Below are 17,909 nucleotides of genomic sequence, written 5' to 3'. Positions count from 1 at the left end.
AGTAGGGCAGTCCACCGCGTTTGATGGATCAATGATCCTGATGATTTAACGCGATTGGATTACCCGAAACCGGATAGGCGTGGATACGTCATTGGCGCAGGGCACGATGAGTGAAGTGAATTCGATGGTCAGACCTGAACTTGAGTTGGCAACCCTCATTGTCGACACGCTCAATCTCGAGGTCGCGCCGGAAGACATCGACCCGGAAGCTCCGCTCTATGGCGAGGGGCTTGGCCTGGATTCCATCGACATCCTCGAAGTGGCCTTGGCGATCTCCAAAACCTACGGTGTCAAGCTGCGGTCGGACGATGCGGACAACGTCACCATCTTCGCGTCGCTGCGCCGGTTGAACGATCACATCCAACGGCACAAAGCGGCGTGATGCGGCGCGGTGCGGCTTGGGCCGGGACCGGCGCCGGGCTGCTGGCGCTCGTCTGCTATTCCGTGGCGATCCATGGCGCGGTGGTGTCCGGCGGCGGCACCGCGACGGCGGGCGCGCTGGCCCTGGTCCAGGCGGTGGTTGCCGGCCTGACGATCTCCCGCCTGGCGCCCCGGCAGCGCTGGATCGGTTTCATCGTGGCGCCCGCGTTGGCGTTGCTGTCATGGTATTCCGCGCGTGACGGGCTGATCGCCGCGTCGGGCATCGGTCACGCCGCCATCCACGGTGGTTTGCTCGCGCTGTTCGCCGGCACACTGGCGGAGGGGCGAGAACCGCTGATCACCACGATCGCGCGCAAGGTGCGCGGTGACCTGACCGACGACATGGAAGCCTATACACGGCGCGTCACCTGGGCATGGTGCCTGTTCTTCGCCGGGCAGATCCTGATGTCCACCGCCTTGTTCCTGTTCGCGCCCACCCCGGTCTGGTCGTTTTTCGTCAACGTGCTGGACCTGCCGCTGGTCGTCGCGATGTTCATGGCGGAATACTCCTACCGTCTGTGGCGCTTCGCCAACCACGCCCACGGCTCGATCGCCGATGTCGTGCGGGTCTTCGCGGAGCAACCGGAGCGATGACCCGCTTTCCCCTGATCGGCCACGCGACCGCCGACGCCGTGGTGGCATGGCGTGGCGGCAGGCCCGTGACCGCTGGAGCCTTCCTGGCGGCGGTCACGGCGCTGGCCGAACGGCTCCCGACAGGCGGGCATGTCCTGAACCTCCGCACCGACCGCCTCGGCTTCGCGGTAGGGTTCGGCGCGGCGCTGACGCGTGGCGCCATCAGCCTGCTGCCCCCGAACGACACTCCGGAGATGCTGCGGCGGCTCGGCGACGCCTATTTAAGCTTGGTTCATCTCACCGACTCGGACGGCCTGGATATGGTCTCGCACCGCCCCGCCAACGTGACGGCGTTCGAGATCCCCACCTTTCCCGCCGATCAGGTTGCCGCGATCGCCTTCACCTCGGGTTCCACCGGTGAGCCGATGCCACAGGCCAAGACTTGGGGCACCCTGGCCCGCAGCGTCCGGGGAGCGGGAACCGCGATGGGCATTCCGGTCCTGGGGGCGGCGGGCTTGGTGGGAACGGTGCCCCACCAGCACATGTACGGGCTGGAATCCGTCATCCTGCTGGCGCTCCAGCATGGTTTGGCGCTGCACGCGCGGCGCCCGTTCTATCCGGAGGATATATCCTCCGCGCTTGGGGAGCTGGGAAGCCCCCGCATCCTGGTGACGACGCCGGTCCACCTTCGGACCCTGCTGGCGGATGGCGTCCGATTGCCGAAGCTGGACTTCATCCTGTGCGCCACGGCGCCCCTGGCGCCCCAGTTGGCGATCGACGCGGAGATCAGGCTGGAGGCGCCGCTCCACGAGATCTATGGCTGCTCGGAGACGGGCCAGTTGGCGGTGCGGCGGACCCGGGCGACCGCGGAATGGTCTTGCATCGACGGCGTCCGCTTGAGGAGCGACGATCAAGGCACCTGGGCGTCCGGCGACTTCCTGAAGGGTGAGACGCTGCTGGCCGATGTGATCGAACTGAACGGGCCGGAACGGTTCATCCTGCATGGCAGGGCGGCCGACCAAGTCAACATCGCGGGCAAGCGCAGCTCGCTGGCTTATCTCAACCACCATCTGAACTCGATCGAGGGCGTCGTCGATGGCGTGTTCGTCATGCCCGACGAGGACACCGGCCAGGGCGCACGGCGTCTGGCGGCCTTCGCGGTGGCGCCGGGCTTGACGGTCGAAACGCTGATGCACCGGCTTCGCCAACGGATCGATCCGGCGTTCCTGCCCCGTCCGCTCCGTTTGGTCGAGGCGCTGCCCCGCAACGCCACGGGCAAACTGACGCGGGACGCGCTGACCCGGCTGTTCAACGACCCCCGTCCCGGCAAGTGAGTTCGCATACCGTGGCCCATCATGCCGAACACCACTTTCCCGTGGACCACCCGACAGCATCCGGTCACTTCCCTGGTAATCCGGTGATTCCTGGCGCCACCCTGCTGGACACGGTAATCGGCGTGATCTCGGCGTCGAATGGTCAGCCAGCGGGATCCTGCGCGATTCGCTCGGCCAAGTTCCTGCACCCGGTGCGGCCGGGCGATGGCATGGTGATCGAGTGGTCACCATCGCCCAACGGTGAGTCGCGATTCACCTGCAGGGTCGGCGATACCCGCGTGCTGACCGGCAGCCTCGCCCGATGACCAGGAACACCGCGGAGAAGACGGAGGCCGGCACCGGCGCCCAGCCGGTCGTGGCGGTCCGGAGGATCAGACGCTCGAAGCCCAAGGAGTGGATCGCGCGGCCTGAGCGCAGCACCACCGGCGCCATCAAGTTCATCGTCTGGGTCGCGTTGCGGCTCGGCCGCAGGGCGGCGCGGCTGCTGCTCTATCCCATCTGCCTCTACTTCGTAGTGTTCTCCCGCAAGCCCCGCAGGGCGTCGTCGAAGTTCCTGGCCAAGGTGCTGCCCAAGCCGCCGACCTTCGCCGACGCCTTCCGGCACTATCATGTCTTCGCCGCATGCCTGCTCGACCGGGTGTTCTTCCTGAACGACCAGACGGACGAATTCGATATCCACGTCCATGGCGAGGAGATCGCGGTCGAGATGATGGAGCGCGGCAAGGGGTGCCTGCTGCTGGGTGCCCACATGGGAAGTTTCGAGGCGATCAGGACACTGGGGCGCAAGCAACCCGGTCTCCGCGTCACCCTGGTGATGTACGAGGAGAACGCCCGCAAGGTCAATTCCGTGCTGGCGGCGATCAACCCGGCGCTGGCCCTGGAGGTGATCAGCCTGGGACAACCGGACTCCATGCTGCGGGTGCGCGGGAGCCTGGACCGCGGCGACTTCGTCGGCATGCTGGCGGATCGCACGCTCGACGGCGAGGGGGAGATCCGCCTGCCCTTCCTGGGGGAACCGGCCGCCTTCGCGCTGGGACCGTTCCAATTGGCGGCCATGCTGAAGCGGCCCGTCGTGTTGATGGTCGGCCTGTATGGAGGCGGCCGGCGCTACGATGTCCATTTCGAGCAACTCGCCGACTTCTCGGACGTTTCGGCACCGGAAAACATCGGTCTCCACAAACAGGGTCCGGAGCGATCGGCCTTGGTCCGGTGGGCGGCCGGGCGCTTCGCCGACCGGCTGCAACACTACGCCCGGCTGTCTCCCTACAACTGGTTCAACTTCTATGATTTCTGGAAATAGCCTGGGGCGGCGTCTCGCCGCGCTCGCCACCGTGTTGGTGATGCTGGTGGCGGCACCCGCGCTCGCCGCCGACGGCTGGGGGTTGGAGCGGCTGATGGCGGTCCTGGCCGAGGTCAAGTCCTCCGAGGCGCGCTTCATCCAGCGCGACACCGTCAGCCTGTTGACCGAGCCGGTCGAGACATCCGGAACCCTGTCCTACACCCGGCCCGACATGGTGGAGAAGCGGACGCTCCAGCCGAGGGAGGAGAGCCTGCGGGTCGATGGCGACCGCCTGACACTGACCCAGGCGGATGGTGTCACCCGCTCGGTCGGGCTGTCGGCGATGCCGGAGATCGAGGCCTATGTGGAGAGCATCCGCGCGACCCTGCGCGGCGACCTCTCGACGCTGAAGCGCTTTTACAATGTGGCCTTGGAGGGCGAGGCCGCCGGGTGGCGGCTTCAGCTCGCCCCCCTGGGTCAGAGCGTGCGGGAGATGGTCCGGCTGATCGTGATCTCGGGACGCGACGGCGCGATCGGAGAGGTCGACATCTACCAGACCGATGGCGACCAGTCCTCGATGACGATCCTGCCGGGCCCGGCATGATCCGAAGTGGGGGCTGGCGGCGGTGGCGGGCCGTCGCGATCTGGCTGGCCGGGATGATCGTCTGCGCCGTGGTGGTGGCCAACGCCACGGTCACCGCCGATCTCTCCGCCTTCCTGCCCGAGTCACCGTCCGCCGAGCAAAGGATCCTGGTCGATCAACTGCGCGACGGCGTGGTCTCCCGGCTGGTGCTGGTGGCGATGGAAGAGGCGCCAGCCGACACCCTGGCCCGCGTCAGCCGGGAGACGGCCGCCCGCCTGCGGGGAGATCCCCTGATCGCCAGCGTCACCAATGGCGAGGACTTCGGGGTCGAAGCCGATCGGGCCTATCTGTGGAACAACCGCTACCTGCTGAGTGGAGCCGTCACGCCGGAGCGGTTCACGCCGGCTGGGTTGCGGGAGAGTTTGGAGAACGACCTTCGCCTGCTGCGCTCGCCCGCCGGGATGTTCCTCAAGCGGGCGCTGCCCAGCGACCCCACCGCCGAGATCCTGTACCTGTCGGACAGGTTGCTGGGCGGCGGCGGCCCTGCCAGCCGCGACGGCGTGTGGTTCTCGGCAGACGGGACGCGGGCCTTGGCGCTGGTCCAGACGACGGCGCCCGGCTTCGAACTGGACGCCCAGCAACTCACGCTCGACCGCATCCGCTCCGCCTTCGACGAGGCGCGCGGTGTCGCGGCGGCGGACGAGGCGCGCCTGCTGATGACGGGTCCGGGCGTCTTTTCGGTCGCCACGCGCGACACCATCGAAGCGGATGTCAAGGTGTCGTCGATCGCCGCGACCACGCTCGTGGCGGGACTGCTGTTCCTGGTCTACCGGTCGCCACGCGTGCTGGCGCTCTCGCTGCTGCCTGCGCTGAGCGGCACCCTGGCGGGCATCGCGGCGGTCAGCCTCGGCTTCGGCGTGGTCCACGGCATCACGCTGGGCTTCGGCGTCACCCTGCTGGGCGAGACGGTCGATTACGCCATCTACCTGTTCACACAGACGCTTCCGGGAACATCCGCCGACCGGACGCTGCCCAGGATCTGGCGGACCCTGCTGCTGGGGGTGATGACGTCGGTGGTCGGTTTTGGCGCCATGCTGTTCTCGAGCTTCAGCGGTCTGGCGCAGTTGGGCCTGTTCTCGATCACCGGGCTGGTCGTGGCGCTCTGCGTGACCCGCTGGGTGCTGCCGGCCCTGTTGCCAGCGGAGTTCTCGACCGACAGGCCGGCCCGGATCGCACCGCCGCTGATGGCGCTGGCGACGGCGGCGCCAAGGCTGAGGCTGCCACTGTTCGCCGCGGTGCTGGTGTCGCTGGGGTGGCTGGGCTTCCAGGGAGGCGGCATCTGGTCAGGTCAGCTCTCCAGCCTAAGCCCGGTTTCCGACGCGGACCAGGGGCTGGACGAACAACTTCGCCGCGACCTCGGAGCGCCGGATGTCGGTTACCTGCTGATCGCGAGCGCCGCCGATCGCGATGGCGCCTTGGCTGCCGCCGAGCGGCTGACGGGACCGCTGGAGGAGTTGATCCGACAGCGTGCCCTTGAAGGATTCGACACCCCCGCGTCCCTCCTGCCGAGCGAGGCCATGCAGCGGGCGCGGCGGCAATCCCTGCCCGATCCGGAAACGCTCCGCGCCAACCTGAACCAAGCGCTCGAGGGGATGCCCTTCCGCGCCGACGTGTTCGAACCTTTCCTGAACGATGTCGCCACGGCCAGGAACGCGCCCACGTTGGATCCATCCAGTCTCGACGGCACCAACCTGAAACTGAAGCTGGATAGCCTGCTGGTCCGGAACGGCGAGGGATGGACGGCGATGCTGCCGCTGCGGGGCGTCGCGGATGCCAAGGCGATCGCCGACGGTGTTGGTGGACAGTCGGCGGTACTGCTCGACCTGAAGGAACAATCCGACTGGCTGTACCGCACCTACCGGCAGGAGGCGCTGACACTGGCGCTGCTGGGTGGCGCCGCGATCACGGTGCTGCTCGGCGTGGCGTTGCGATCGGTTCGTTCGCTCGCGGCGGCCGTGCTTCCCCTGGCGGCGGCCGTTGTGATCACGACGGCGATCCTGACGGCGCTTGGCCAGCAACTCTCCATCTTCCACCTCGTCGGCTTGCTGCTGGTGGTGGGGGTCGGCTCCAATTATTCCCTGTTGTTCGAGCGACCGGAGCCGTCCCCCGCTCTCCGCGAACGGACGGTCGCCTCGGTGACCATAGCCAATCTCTGCACCGTGATCGGCTTCGGCGCCCTGTCGTTCTCCAGCATCCCGGTGCTCCATGGGATCGGCCTGACGGTCGCGATCGGCGCCTTCCTGAGTCTGGTCTTCGCGGCGGTGCTCGGCGGCCATCGAGGAGCGGCCGAGCATGCCTGACCGGCGCCGCTGGAAACCGTCACCCTTGATCCGGGGGTCGATGGCGCTGCACGCGGCGGCGGCGCTGGGAGCCGTCGCGGCACCGGCGGGGTGGCCCTGGGCGCTGGCGGCGGTGGTGGGAAATCACGCGCTGCTGGGAGCCGTGGGGCTGTGGCCGCGCAGTGGCCTACTGGGACCGAACCTGACCCGGCTACCTGCGGCCAACGCGGGCCTGGGTCAGGTCGGGCTTTGCTTCGACGACGGGCCGGACCCGGCCGTGACCCCGGCGGTCCTCGATCTGCTGGACGCCACCGGCGCCAAGGCCAGCTTCTTCTGCATCGGGGATCGCGCCGCCCTACATCCCGGCATCGTCCGCGACATCGTCCGGCGCGGCCATGGCGTGGAGAATCACACCCGGCGCCATCCCAAGAGCTTCGCCACCTTCGGCCCCTCGGCGATCCGGCGCGAGGTCGGGGAGGCGCAACGTCTTCTCCACGATCTGACGGGCCGACCGCCCCGCTTCTTCAAGGCGCCGGCCGGACTGCGCAATCCCCTACTGGAGCCGGTGCTGGCGGAGATGGGCCTGCGCCTGACGACCTGGACCAGACGCGGCTACGACACGGTCTGGCGCGATCCCGCCAGGGTGACACGCCGCCTGACACGCGGACTGGCCGCCGGCGATCTCCTCATGCTCCACGACGGTTCCGCCGCGCGTGCCGCATCGGGTCGCGCGGTCGCGCTGGAGGTGCTGCCGGTGCTGCTCGACCAGCTTTCGACGCGGGGGTTGACCGCCGTGTCGCTCGACGGGGTTCCGAATGCCTGAGGCGTTCTTCCGGGAGCTGGTCGACGCGGCGGCGATGCCGTATCGGCGGAGCGGGCGTTACGCGTGGCATTTCGCCAAAGGAAAACTTCGGGGCGATCCGGTGTTCCGCTTCCTGCTCCGTTCGGCGACGCTGCCGGCGCGCGGCCGCCTGCTCGACCTGGGATGTGGTCAAGGGGTGCTGATGGCGCTGCTTCAGGCCGCGGTGGAGCGGAGCGCCGCGGGAGAGTGGCCCCCGGACTGGCCCGCTCCTCCCGACCTGGAGCTTCACGGTGTCGAGTTGGGGCGCCGCCGCTCAGATGTCGCGCGCTCGGCCCTGGGCGCCGGCGCCGCCATCACGCGGGGTGACATCCGCGACGCGCCCCTGCCCCAAGCCGCGGCGATCGTCATCCTCGACGTGCTGCTCTATCTGGATCACGACGAACAGGCCAAGGTCCTCGCCCGCTGCGTCGCGGCGCTGGAGCCGGATGGCGTCCTGGTGCTGCGCGAGGCCAACGCCGGTGGCGGCGCGGCGTTCCAGGTCACCCGCTGGGCGGAACGGCTGGCCTGCTGGTCGCGCAGGCAGTGGCGCCAGCCGTTGTGTTACCGCCCGGCATCGGAATGGGTTGCCCTATTGGGACGCTTGGGGCTGGACGCCGAGGCAACCCCGATGAGCGAGGGGACACCCTTCGGCAACGTCCTTTTCGTCGCCCGCCGACGGAACGATGCGCATGCAAACTACCCTTCCGTTGACTGAACTGATAATGGTGCCATTTCGCTATCAATCATTCCGGCGGTGCCGGCGGCCCTACCTCCCACAGTCGTGAAGCAGACGGAATTGCAGTCCCTCAAAGTCAGTCAAGTGTGCATCGTCAGCAGCCTGGGTCCGGGGGTGGACGCGACGTTGGAAGCCCTGCGCACCGGGCGCGGCGGATTGAAGCCTTGCACCTTCGAGACGGTGACGTTGGAAACCCATGTCGGTGAAGTCGCTGGCGTCGATCGGGCGATGCTTCCGGAGCACCTCGCCGCCTTCGAATGCCGCAACAACCGTCTGGCGAACATGGCGCTGGAGCTTGATGGCTTCGAGGTCGCCGTCACCGATGCCGTGGCCCGCCATGGGGCGGAGCGCATCGGCGTCTTCCTGGGGACCAGCACGTCGGGCATCCTCACCTCCGAGGTCGCCTACCGCCACCGCGATCCCGTGACCGGGGCGCTGCCTCCCGGCTACGACTTCGCGGCGACCCACAGCACGGGGGCGCTGGCTGAGTTCGTCAGCCGCCGCCTGGGACTGTCGGGACCCGCCTTCGTCGTCTCCTCCGCCTGCGCCACGACGGCCAAGGTTTTCGCCAACGCGGTCCGGATGATCGAGGCGGGATTGTGCGACGCCGCCGTGGTGGGGGGAGCCGACAGCCTGTGCCTGACGACGCTGTACGGCTTCCATTCGCTGGAACTGGTGTCGTCGCGCCCCTGCGCGCCCTTCGACATCGACCGCGACGGCGTATCGCTGGGGGAAGCGGCCGGCTTCGTCCTGCTGGAGCGTGCGGATCGCGCACCGGACGCCGGCGCGGTCACCTTGCTGGGCGTGGGCGAGAGCAACGACGCCTATCACATGTCCAGCCCGCATCCGGAAGGTGTCGGCGCCCGGCTGGCGATGGAGCGGGCGCTGAGCCGCGCCAATCTGTCGGCCAGCGAGATCGATTACATCAACCTGCACGGCACCGCGACGCCCTATGGCGACGCGGCGGAAGACCGGGCGATCATCGAGATCTTCGGCACTGACACGGCGGTGAGTTCGACCAAGGGTTACACCGGACACACGCTGGGAGCGGCGGGCGTGGTGGAGGCGATCATCTCCGTGCTGTGTCTCAAGGCCGGCTTCATGCCCGGCAGCCCGCAGACACGCACCCAGGATCCCCGCCTGCAGAGCCGTTACCTGCTCGCGAACGAGGACGCCCGCATGGACAGGGTGATGACCAACTCGTTCGGCTTCGGCGGGACCAATTGCAGCCTGATCTTCGGATGGGCCGGTTGATGCGGACCTATGTGGAGGGCATCGGCGTTCTCGGACCTGGCCTGTGTGGTTGGCCGGCGGCGCGGGAAGCCTTGGCGGGCGCGCGGCCCCATGTCGACGTTGGCGTGACCCTGGCGCCCAGCCCGCTCCTGCCAGCCGCCGAGCGCCGCCGCTGCGTGCCCACGGTGCGGCTCGCCATGGCGGTCGGCGCCGAGGCGGTGGCCCATGCGGACCGCGATCCGTCCGAGGTCGCGACGGTCTTCACGTCGTCCAGCGGCGATCCGGACACGCTGCACCAGATCCTGGAGACGCTGGCATCCGACCAGCGGGAATTGTCGCCGACCCGCTTCCACAACTCCGTCCACAACGCGCCCGCCGGCTACTGGAGCATCGCGACCCGGTCGCGCGAGCCATCGACCAGCCTATCGCGCGAGGACGACAGCTTCCCCGCCGGTCTGATCGAGGCGGCGGCCGAGGCCAGCGTCGATGGCTGGGTGGTGGCCCTGATCGCCTACGATCTCCCCTACCCCGCGCCGCTGGACGCCGTCCGACGGATCGTGGCGCCATTCGGCGTGGCGCTGCTGCTGAACCCGGAGCGAACCTCCCGATCGCTGGCCCGACTGGACATCGCCCTGTCCGCCCGGACAGGCGAGGCCACCCGGATGGCCGATGCCGGATTGGAAGCGTTGAGAACCGGAAATCCCGCCGCGCGGAGCTTGCCGTTGCTGGCGGCGCTGGCCTGCGGACGCGAGACGAGCGTTATCCTGGACTTCGGACCGAGCCAGCAAATCACCGTCAAGGTCTCCCCGCCATGCTGATGAACCGGGAGGATATCGCGGCGCTCATCCCGCATTCCGGAGCCATGTGCCTGCTCGATGGCGTGGTGTCGTGGGACGCGTCGGCGATCCGCTGCGTCGCGTCCAGCCATCGCGCTCTGGACAATCCCTTGCGGTCCCGCGATCGGCTTGGCGCCGTCTGTGGGGTCGAGTACGCGGCCCAGGCCATGGCGACGCATGGTGGCCTGACGGCGGGTGGTTCGCGCCCCGCCGCCGGATATCTCGCCAGCCTCCGCGATCTCGTCTGCCATGTCGCGCGGCTGGACGACGTCGCGGAGGATCTGACCATCGACGCTGAGAAACTGATGGGGGAAGGCGACCGCGTGATCTATGGCTTCGCGATCCGCGCCGGAGCCGTCGACCTGCTGACCGGTCGCGCCGCCGTCGTGATCGACGCGGGCGGATCATCATGAAGCGCGCTCTGATCACGGGGGGCGCTGGCGCCATCGGTGCCGCCGTCAGCCGCGCGCTCGCCGCCGAAGGTCGCCACGTCATCATCCACGCCAACGGCGGAATGGCGCGGGCCGAAGCGCTGGCTCAGGACATCACCGCCGCGGGTGGTTCGGCGGAGGCGGTCGCCTTCGACCTGATCGACGCCGATGCCACCACGGCGGCGCTGGAGCGCTTGCTGGAAGCCGGCCCGATCCAGATCCTGGTCAACAACGCCGGGATCCACGACGACGCGGTGATGCCGGGCATGCGGCGGGAGCAGTGGAGCCGCGTTATCGATGTCTCGCTGAATGGCTTCTTCAACGCGACGCAACCGCTGCTGATGCCCATGATCGGCACCCGCTGGGGACGGATCGTCAGCGTCTCCTCGGTTGCCGCCCTGACAGGCAACCGCGGCCAGACCAACTACGCGGCGGCCAAGGCCGGCCTGCACGGCGCCACCAAGTCGCTGGCGCTGGAGTTGGCGTCGCGCGGCGTCACCGTCAACGCCGTGGCGCCAGGGATCATCGCCTCCCCCATGGCGGAAGGCGCGTTCGACACCGAGACCGTGAAGCGGATGGTTCCCATGAAGCGCGCCGGCAGCCCGGAGGAGGTAGCCGACCTCGTGGCCTTCCTGGCGTCGGACCGGGCGGCGTACATCTCAGGCCAGGTGATCTCGATCAACGGCGCGATGATCTGACGTCGCCCGCCGCCACGCCAGCATCGGCAATCGGACGACGAAGCCCAGCATCAGGCGGGTGTGCATCCAGGTCAGCAGGGCGTTGTCGCGGTAATAGTTGAAGTGCGAGACGCCGCCCTCCTCGGGACGGAAGTAGCGGACGGGGGCCGGGACGTTGATCGGGCGCAGGCCCCGCCAGCATAGGCGGACAGCGGCCTCGGGGTCGAAGTCGAAGCGGCGCATCCAGCGGTTGCCCTCCATCACGGCGCGCAGATGCGCTATGGGATAGACGCGGAAGCCGAACAGGCTGTCGCCGATGCCCGTCCACAGGGTTTCCAGGTTCGCCCACCAGTTGGAGATCTTGCGACCGCCGACCCGCAATCGCGGCGCCTCGGCGTCGAACACCGGCGTGCCCAGGATGAGCGCGTCGGGATTGGCCTCCGAGATGGCTTGGAAGCGGGCGATCATGTCGGCCGGGTGCTGGCCGTCCGAATCCATGGTCAGCGCGTGGGTGAAGCCGTGCCTCTCGGCCTCCTTCAGTCCGTGCAGCACGGCGGCGCCTTTGCCGCTGTTGACCGGCAGCGTCAGGACACGCAGGCCGGGGTCTCGTTCGGCTAGCCGAGCCAATTCCTCGCCGGTGCCGTCGGTGCTGCCGTCGATCACGACCCAGACCGGCGTCCAATGGCGCCGGGCGGCGCGCACCGTCTCGAACAGCTTCGGGCCGGTGTTGTAACTGGGGATCAGGACGAGGTGGGTGGTCGAGGGCGAGAGGATCAAAGTTCGGACCTGTAATGGCTTTCCAGGTTCCTGACGAAACCCCGGACATCGGCGGCGGGCTCGAACCGCTGGCCCAGCCTGACCTTGTACACCAAGGGGAAGTCGGGTTTCCGAAAGAAGTCCCAGCCCTTGCCCAGAAAACGGGAATTGCTCTCGATCAGGACGGTTTGGACGGGAGCGTGGGCGATCTTGGAGATCAGGGCGAAGCCGCCCTTGAGCGTGTTGACCGGGGGACGCTCGGTCCGCGTCCCTTCCGGGAAAATCAGCAATTGGTGTCCGGCCCGGACCTCGCTGGCGGCCGCCTTGACCAGTGACGCTGGCGAATCGTTCCGGATATAACCGGCCATCCGGGCGCCGCTGCCCAGGAACAGATTGTCGTAGACATTGGCCTTGGCGATGCAGACGACGCTGGGCAGGCGCGACAGCACCAGCACGGCGTCGAGCAGCGACGGATGGTTCGGGCAGATGACGAGGCCGGCGTCGTCCCGCAAGCCATCCAACGCCGACAGGTCGCAGCGGAGGATGCCGCAGGCCCGCATGGCGGCAATGAAGGTCCGGAAACCCGTCTTGATCATGAAACGGCTGAGCGGGCCGCCAATCCGGCGCGGCAAGATCAGGTCCAGTATCGCGGCCGGCAGGCTCCACCCGAGGCAGATCAGACCAAACAGGGACAGCAAGCCATAGAACAGGACGTATTCCCAGGCGCACCGTGCCCGTTCCACCATGATCAGGCCGTTTCGCCCGCCGGGACGCGGACGTTGCGCCGGCGCTTCCTCCAGGCCAGGAAGTTGGTCTTCAGGTCGAGCGCCGCGTTGATGTAGTAGATCGCCTTGAACAGACGGAGCCTGGACTTGATCGGCGACGGCCGGAACACGTCTCCGGCCAGCAGCGACAGCAAGGCCTCCTCGACACGGAAGACATTGCGCGGCCCCATGAACAGATTGCGGAGCGCCGGCGTGGTGACGCGGTAGATGTACCAGGAGAAGGTGCCGATCCCCTGCCGGATCTCCTGGTCGAACTTCCTCAGCGCGCTGGCTTGGCTCGCGGGGTCGCGCAGGCACAGGTCGACCGCCTCGGCGCCCCGGAAGGCGCTGTTCATGGCGAGGTAGACGCCGGTCGAGAAGACGGGATCGATGAAGGCGAAGGCGTCGCCCAACATGATGTGGTCCCGCCCCGTCATCCTCTCCGCTTGGTACGAGAAGTTGCCGGTGCCGGTCACGGCGCCCGTCAACTCGGCATCCCGCAGCCGCTCGGCCAAGGCCGGGCAAAGGGCTATGGTGTCCTTGAAGAAGGTCGTCTGGTCGGTTTTCCGCGACTTGATGTAATAGGGCCAGCACACAGCGCCGACGCTGGTCGTGCCGTCCGCCAGCGGGATGAACCAGAACCAGCCGTGGTCGAACCAGAACACGGTGATGTTGCCCTCGGCCTTGCCGGGAGATCGGTGGGCGCCGGTGAAATGCCCGAACATCGCGGCGCTGTTGTGCTTTCGGTTGCGGTGCTTGATACCGAAGCGGTTCGCCAGCAGCGTGTCGCGGCCGGACGCGTCGACCAGGAAGCGGGCGCGCACCGTGCTGGTCACGCCCTCGTCCGTCTTGACGGTGGCGATGGCGCCGCCCTCCGCCGGGAACTCCACATCGGTGACCTTGCTGCCCTCGACGGTGGTGGCACCCTTGGCGGCGGCGTTGCGGAACAGGATCTGGTCGAACTCCGACCGGCGAACCTGGAAGGCGTAGGGCAGCGCCTTGTCCCAGGCGTTGGCGAACTCGAAGGTGATGGCCTTGCCATGGTAGGGCGAGACGAACTCGGCGCCGTATTTCAACATGCCGATGCGATCGACCTCCTCCATGACGCCGAGCTTTTCAAGCAGAGGGAGGTTGAGTGGCAGCAGCGATTCGCCGATGTGGAAGCGGGGATGCCGCTCCTTCTCCAGCAGGACCACGCGATGGCCTTTCTCAGCGAGAAGGGCCGCCGCCGTCGAACCAGCCGGGCCGCCGCCCACAACCAGCACATCGCAGTTCAGTTCCGCGTCCATCGTCACCATCCGCTCCAATGCCCCGCTCGGTCGCCCCGTTCAACCGCCGATCCGATCCCGCTTTTACCAAAGTGGCCGCGGCGGCAACCAGCAGCAAAAACCGGTCAATCCCGTTTGGCTGGTCGCCTGACCGAAAGTCATAGGAGTGCGCGGTAACGCTGGTGGAGATGACGGTGAAGACAAACCGGAATCCGCTTGCCCGATTGATTGAGCGCACGGAGAATGCCGGCGCGAAAATGGTGGGGTGAATGGTATGGCGGTGAGCGGTGCGGTCTAGGCGGTCTTTTCCGGTTGGTGGCTTTTTCCTGGCCGCGATGATGTCAACCGCTCCGGCGGACGTTCAAGCCCAAGAAGCGGGCAAGCCGCTGTTCGAGATCGGCATTGGCGGCGGTGTCGGCTATGTGCCCGATTACCCGGCGGCCGACGAGAATCACCTCCGGGGCGCGGCATTGCCCTATGTGGTCTATCGCGGCGATTTCCTGAGGGCCGACCGTGACGGCGTCCAGGGACGCATTTATCGCTCCGACCGGGTGACGTTCGAGGTCAGCCTGGAGGGTGCCTTGGGATCGTCGGCGGACGACAATGACGCGCGCCAAGGCATGCCGGATATCGACCTGCTGGGAGAGATCGGCCCGGCCCTGAAGATCAACCTGCGCAAGGATGCCATCGCCAATGAGCGAATCGACGTGACGGTGCCGGTGCGGGGAGTCTTCTCGACCGACTTCTCGGACATCCAGTATCGCGGCTTGGTCTTCGCCCCGGATATCGCCTACGCCAGGGGTGGATTGCTCGACCGGGACGCCCGGTTCCGGATCAGCGCCGGGCCGATCTTCGCGACCAGCCATCTGATGGACTATTATTATCAAGTGGATCCCCGATATGTCCGCGCCGGACGGCAAGCCTTTGACGCGGACGGTGGCTATCTGGGATCCAGGGTCCAGACGACGTTGATGGTGCCCTTGACCGAGCGGATCGCCGTCTTCGGCGCCGTCCGGGGAGAGTTGTTCTCAGGAGCCACCAACGACGACAGTCCGCTCTACCGGCGGGATGTCAACCTCTCGGTAGGTGGCGGGCTGACCTTCTCCCTCTACGGTTCGTCCAGCCGCGCCACCGGGGTGGAGGAGTTGCTGGATTGAAAGTGAAACCCATCGACTCGGACGGAATCTGACGGTGCTGGAAAACCGCGAAGCCCCACCGTCGGCGAAGCCGATCGAGCCGCATCCCGTCATGCCGGCCTATTACCCGGAGAAGGATCGCCGGGCCGGTTTCGTGCGCGGGTTGTTCAACGACACGGCGCATCACTACGACCGGATCAATCTTCTGTTCTCCATGGGATCGGGTGCCTGGTACCGGCGTCACTGCCTGGCGCGGGCGGGGCTGGTGCCGGGCAAGAAGCTGCTGGACGTGGCGATCGGAACGGGGCTGGTGGCGCGGCAGGCGGTGGCGATCTGTGGCGACCGGGCCGACGTGATCGGACTGGATCTGAGTGAATCCATGCTGGCGGAGGCGCGGCGCGGGCTCGACATTCCGCTGATCCAAGGGCTGGCGGAGGATCTGCCGCTGGCCGACGCCAGCGTCGACTTCATCACGATGGGCTACGCGTTGCGCCATGTGGCCGACCTGAACGCCACCTTCCGCGAGTTCCACCGCGTGCTTCGTCCGGGCGGCACCGTGCTGCTTCTGGAGATCGGGCGGCCGACCCGGCCGATGGTCTGGCGGGCCGTCAGCGCCTATCTCGGCCGGGTCGTTCCGCTGGTGTCGCGGCTGACCGGCGGCGGTGCCGGCGGCCAGACGCTGATGCGGTATTATTGGCGGACGATCGACCAATGCGTGGCGCCGGAGGTCATCACGGCCGCGATGACCTCCGCCGGGTTCGATCAGGTCCGGTGCGATGTCGAGTTCGACCTCTTCCGGAACTACAGCGGACGCAAGGCCTGAACCCTCCGCTTGCGGGTCAGCAGACGATCCAGCAGCAGCATCACGATCAGGGACGCTCCGACCAGCGGGAAGATCACGCCGCCGATCGCCATGATGACGACGACACCCCACATCGCCCCAGCATTCGTCGGCATCGGCGGCACGCCCAGGCTCCCCCGAGGCCGGCGCTTCCACCACATCACGGCGGCGGAGACCGACAGCAGGACGATGGCGGCGCAGACCGCAAGCATCACGAGCTGGTTGGCCAAGCCGAATTCCTGGCCCATGTGGACGTTGATCCCCCATTCCAGCGATTTGCCAAGCGGGCCGTAATCGGCGTAGCTCATGTCGATCAACGGCTTACCGGTGTACTGATCGAGATGGACGACCCGCTGGCGCGACAGGTCGTCGGGATAGACCGAGCCCGTGTAGACGCCGCTGGGACCGGCGGGTGGGTTGACGGCGTAACCCTTGGCCAAGCCCAATCGGTCGAAGATCGCGACGGCCGCGTCGAGGCCGATCGGGCCGCCCGGCTGGGCGGCGGACTCGGGCATTCGGGCCTGCTCCAGCGACCAGGTGGTCGGACCGGCATGGGCCAAGTGTTCGTCCGACATGGGAACGCTGACGCGGACTCCCGCCGGATAGCCGAAGTTGTTTCCGTTGGCCCACTGGTTGACGTAGCCACCCCAGAAGCCCGACCACGGCATGCCGGTGACCGCCAGGAACACGATGAAGAAGCCGACGAACAAGCCGGTCACCGCGTGGGTGTCGCGCCAGAACACGCGCTGACGGGGTTGGCCGCGGACGGTGACGACCCCACCCGGCGCGGCACTCCCGCGTCTCTGTCGCGGCCACCAAAGGTAAATGCCGGTTCCGACCAGCAGGATCGTCCAACCGGCGGCGATCTCGATGACGCCGCTCGCTATGGGACCAAAATAGGCGAGGCTATGCAGTTGGCGAACCACCCAGATGAAGCTGCCCTTGTCCGCGATCCAGCCCAGCACGCGCGCGTCATGGGGATCGACATAGACGGAGATCTTCCCCAGATCGGCGGTCTTGACGCCCACTTCCGCCGAGGCGGTCGGGGTGGCGGGAGGCAGGTACTTGAAGACGGTGCCGGGATGGGCCGCCAGGGCGGCCTCGACGATGGCCGAAGGTTGCCGTTGGGCTGTGGCCTGGGCCTCGACCACCTTGACGTCGCGGTGGACGAAGCCGTCGATCTCGTCGCGGAACAGGTAGAGCGCTCCGGTGACCGCCAACAGGATCAGGAACGGCAGCACCAGCAGACCGGCGTAGAAATGCCAGCGCCATACGGCGCGATAGAGATCGGAGGCGGCGGCCGCTTCTCTGGCGGGCGCCACCCTGGACAGGGTGGATGTCATGGTCTGAACTCCGCGCGCGATCCAGCGCGCCACGGAATGGCGTCCGGCGCGGGATCGGCGTGTGAAAGGATTGCGGATGCGACGAAGCGTTCAGGCCATGATGGGCGGCGCCCGTGCGCCACCCGATATCCTCAGCGGTGCCGGCAGGTTCGCGATCACCCGCGGAATTACCGGGGCCGCGGCACCCAATGCCGGCTGGAACGCGGCGACTGGCTCGGGCAGGACGGCCGGCGGCCCGCCCAACGCGCCTGCGCGGCAGAACAGGACGCAGCAGGGACTGGATTGGTGATCGGCCGGCTGGTCGCCCGGCTGGTTGGTGTCCTGGCCGGAGGCGGAGCCGTGGGACCCGTCGGCGAAGCAGATGCTCGCCATCGGGTCGAAGGCCGGCGCCAGGCTCATGGGCATGGCGCCCGACCAGATCCCCTGGACGACCAGCGCGTGGAGGCACAGGACGGTCAAAACCGCCCTTTGCCAACCCGTCCGTTCCGATCGCCTGTTCGCCATGCCGGCAAACTCACC

The 17,909-nt window shown here is 67.6% G+C and carries 20 protein-coding genes; 15 read left to right on the top strand and 5 right to left on the bottom strand.

Features of this window, described 5'->3' with window-relative positions:
• Positions 1-91: 91 nt before the first annotated feature.
• From N825_RS02935 to fabG, 13 genes are all read left to right on the top strand, one after another.
• The gene (locus N825_RS02935; protein ID WP_342666005.1) at positions 92-382 is read left to right on the top strand and encodes a phosphopantetheine-binding protein; all 291 of its coding nucleotides are present in this window, start codon (positions 92-94) and stop codon (positions 380-382) included.
• On the top strand, positions 379-1,014 hold the full coding sequence (locus N825_RS02930; RefSeq protein ID WP_211098370.1) for a COG4648 family protein: 636 nt from the start codon (positions 379-381) through the stop codon (positions 1,012-1,014). Before N825_RS02935 ends, N825_RS02930 begins: the two co-directional genes overlap by 4 nt.
• On the top strand, positions 1,011-2,327 hold the full coding sequence (locus tag N825_RS02925) for an AMP-binding protein (RefSeq protein ID WP_037446811.1): 1,317 nt from the start codon (positions 1,011-1,013) through the stop codon (positions 2,325-2,327). The genes N825_RS02930 and N825_RS02925 overlap by 4 nt, the downstream gene beginning before the upstream one ends.
• Complete coding sequence (locus N825_RS39625; RefSeq protein ID WP_483852541.1) at positions 2,324-2,632, top strand: ApeI family dehydratase; 309 nt, start codon at positions 2,324-2,326, stop codon at positions 2,630-2,632. Before N825_RS02925 ends, N825_RS39625 begins: the two co-directional genes overlap by 4 nt.
• Complete coding sequence (locus tag N825_RS02915) at positions 2,629-3,627, top strand: lysophospholipid acyltransferase family protein (protein WP_084164253.1); 999 nt, start codon at positions 2,629-2,631, stop codon at positions 3,625-3,627. The genes N825_RS39625 and N825_RS02915 overlap by 4 nt, the downstream gene beginning before the upstream one ends.
• Positions 3,611-4,210: a LolA family protein gene (locus N825_RS02910; RefSeq protein WP_084164251.1), complete on the top strand. Its 600-nt coding sequence runs from the start codon at positions 3,611-3,613 to the stop codon at positions 4,208-4,210. Before N825_RS02915 ends, N825_RS02910 begins: the two co-directional genes overlap by 17 nt.
• Entirely contained in the window at positions 4,207-6,549 is a 2,343-nt protein-coding gene (locus N825_RS02905) for an MMPL family transporter (RefSeq protein WP_037446808.1), read from the top strand. Before N825_RS02910 ends, N825_RS02905 begins: the two co-directional genes overlap by 4 nt.
• Positions 6,542-7,351 (top strand): polysaccharide deacetylase family protein, encoded by an 810-nt coding sequence (locus N825_RS02900; RefSeq protein ID WP_051511466.1) that lies wholly within the window; start codon positions 6,542-6,544, stop codon positions 7,349-7,351. The genes N825_RS02905 and N825_RS02900 overlap by 8 nt, the downstream gene beginning before the upstream one ends.
• Entirely contained in the window at positions 7,344-8,084 is a 741-nt protein-coding gene (locus N825_RS02895; protein WP_037446804.1) for a class I SAM-dependent methyltransferase, read from the top strand. Before N825_RS02900 ends, N825_RS02895 begins: the two co-directional genes overlap by 8 nt.
• A gap of 81 nt (positions 8,085-8,165) precedes the next feature.
• Positions 8,166-9,359: a beta-ketoacyl-[acyl-carrier-protein] synthase family protein gene (locus N825_RS02890; protein WP_037447640.1), complete on the top strand. Its 1,194-nt coding sequence runs from the start codon at positions 8,166-8,168 to the stop codon at positions 9,357-9,359.
• On the top strand, positions 9,359-10,156 hold the full coding sequence (locus N825_RS02885) for a beta-ketoacyl synthase chain length factor (protein WP_037447637.1): 798 nt from the start codon (positions 9,359-9,361) through the stop codon (positions 10,154-10,156). Before N825_RS02890 ends, N825_RS02885 begins: the two co-directional genes overlap by 1 nt.
• The gene (locus tag N825_RS02880) at positions 10,150-10,587 is read left to right on the top strand and encodes a hotdog family protein (RefSeq protein ID WP_037446801.1); all 438 of its coding nucleotides are present in this window, start codon (positions 10,150-10,152) and stop codon (positions 10,585-10,587) included. The genes N825_RS02885 and N825_RS02880 overlap by 7 nt, the downstream gene beginning before the upstream one ends.
• Positions 10,584-11,303 (top strand): 3-oxoacyl-ACP reductase FabG, encoded by a 720-nt coding sequence (fabG, locus tag N825_RS02875; protein WP_037446799.1) that lies wholly within the window; start codon positions 10,584-10,586, stop codon positions 11,301-11,303. The genes N825_RS02880 and fabG overlap by 4 nt, the downstream gene beginning before the upstream one ends.
• Here fabG and N825_RS02870 read toward each other — a convergent pair.
• From N825_RS02870 to N825_RS02860, 3 genes are read right to left on the bottom strand one after another with little or no spacing between them, the layout of a single operon-like run.
• A complete protein-coding gene (locus N825_RS02870) occupies positions 11,265-12,059 on the bottom strand; it encodes a glycosyltransferase family 2 protein (RefSeq protein ID WP_245612993.1) in 795 nt (264 codons plus the stop codon). The two genes, fabG and N825_RS02870, sit on opposite strands and share 39 nt — an antisense overlap.
• Entirely contained in the window at positions 12,056-12,784 is a 729-nt protein-coding gene (locus tag N825_RS02865; RefSeq protein WP_037446797.1) for a lysophospholipid acyltransferase family protein, read from the bottom strand. The genes N825_RS02870 and N825_RS02865 overlap by 4 nt, the downstream gene beginning before the upstream one ends.
• Before the next feature lie 2 nt (positions 12,785-12,786).
• Positions 12,787-14,091: an NAD(P)/FAD-dependent oxidoreductase gene (locus N825_RS02860; RefSeq protein ID WP_211098368.1), complete on the bottom strand. Its 1,305-nt coding sequence runs from the start codon at positions 14,089-14,091 to the stop codon at positions 12,787-12,789.
• Between the two features lie 317 nt (positions 14,092-14,408).
• Between N825_RS02860 and N825_RS02855 the strand changes: the two genes are divergently transcribed.
• Both N825_RS02855 and N825_RS02850 read left to right on the top strand, forming a co-directional pair.
• The gene (locus tag N825_RS02855) at positions 14,409-15,227 is read left to right on the top strand and encodes a MipA/OmpV family protein (protein ID WP_198038158.1); all 819 of its coding nucleotides are present in this window, start codon (positions 14,409-14,411) and stop codon (positions 15,225-15,227) included.
• Positions 15,228-15,261: 34 nt separating this feature from the next.
• Positions 15,262-16,029, top strand: coding sequence for a class I SAM-dependent methyltransferase (locus N825_RS02850; protein ID WP_245612992.1), 768 nt, complete (start codon positions 15,262-15,264; stop codon positions 16,027-16,029).
• Here the strand turns inward: N825_RS02850 and N825_RS02845 are convergent.
• Both N825_RS02845 and N825_RS02840 read right to left on the bottom strand, forming a co-directional pair.
• Positions 16,008-17,390, bottom strand: a complete 1,383-nt coding sequence (locus N825_RS02845; RefSeq protein ID WP_037447624.1) for a PepSY-associated TM helix domain-containing protein — start codon at positions 17,388-17,390, stop codon at positions 16,008-16,010. The two genes, N825_RS02850 and N825_RS02845, sit on opposite strands and share 22 nt — an antisense overlap.
• A 90-nt stretch (positions 17,391-17,480) precedes the next feature.
• On the bottom strand, positions 17,481-17,894 hold the full coding sequence (locus N825_RS02840) for a DUF2946 family protein (RefSeq protein WP_198038157.1): 414 nt from the start codon (positions 17,892-17,894) through the stop codon (positions 17,481-17,483).
• Positions 17,895-17,909 lie beyond the last annotated feature (15 nt).

Origin of the sequence: Skermanella stibiiresistens SB22 (assembly GCF_000576635.1) — a bacterium.
Taxonomy (GTDB): Bacteria; Pseudomonadota; Alphaproteobacteria; order Azospirillales; family Azospirillaceae; genus Skermanella; species Skermanella stibiiresistens.
Note: the sequence above shows the minus strand (reverse complement) of the source record. Positions and strands in the feature narration are given on the sequence as shown.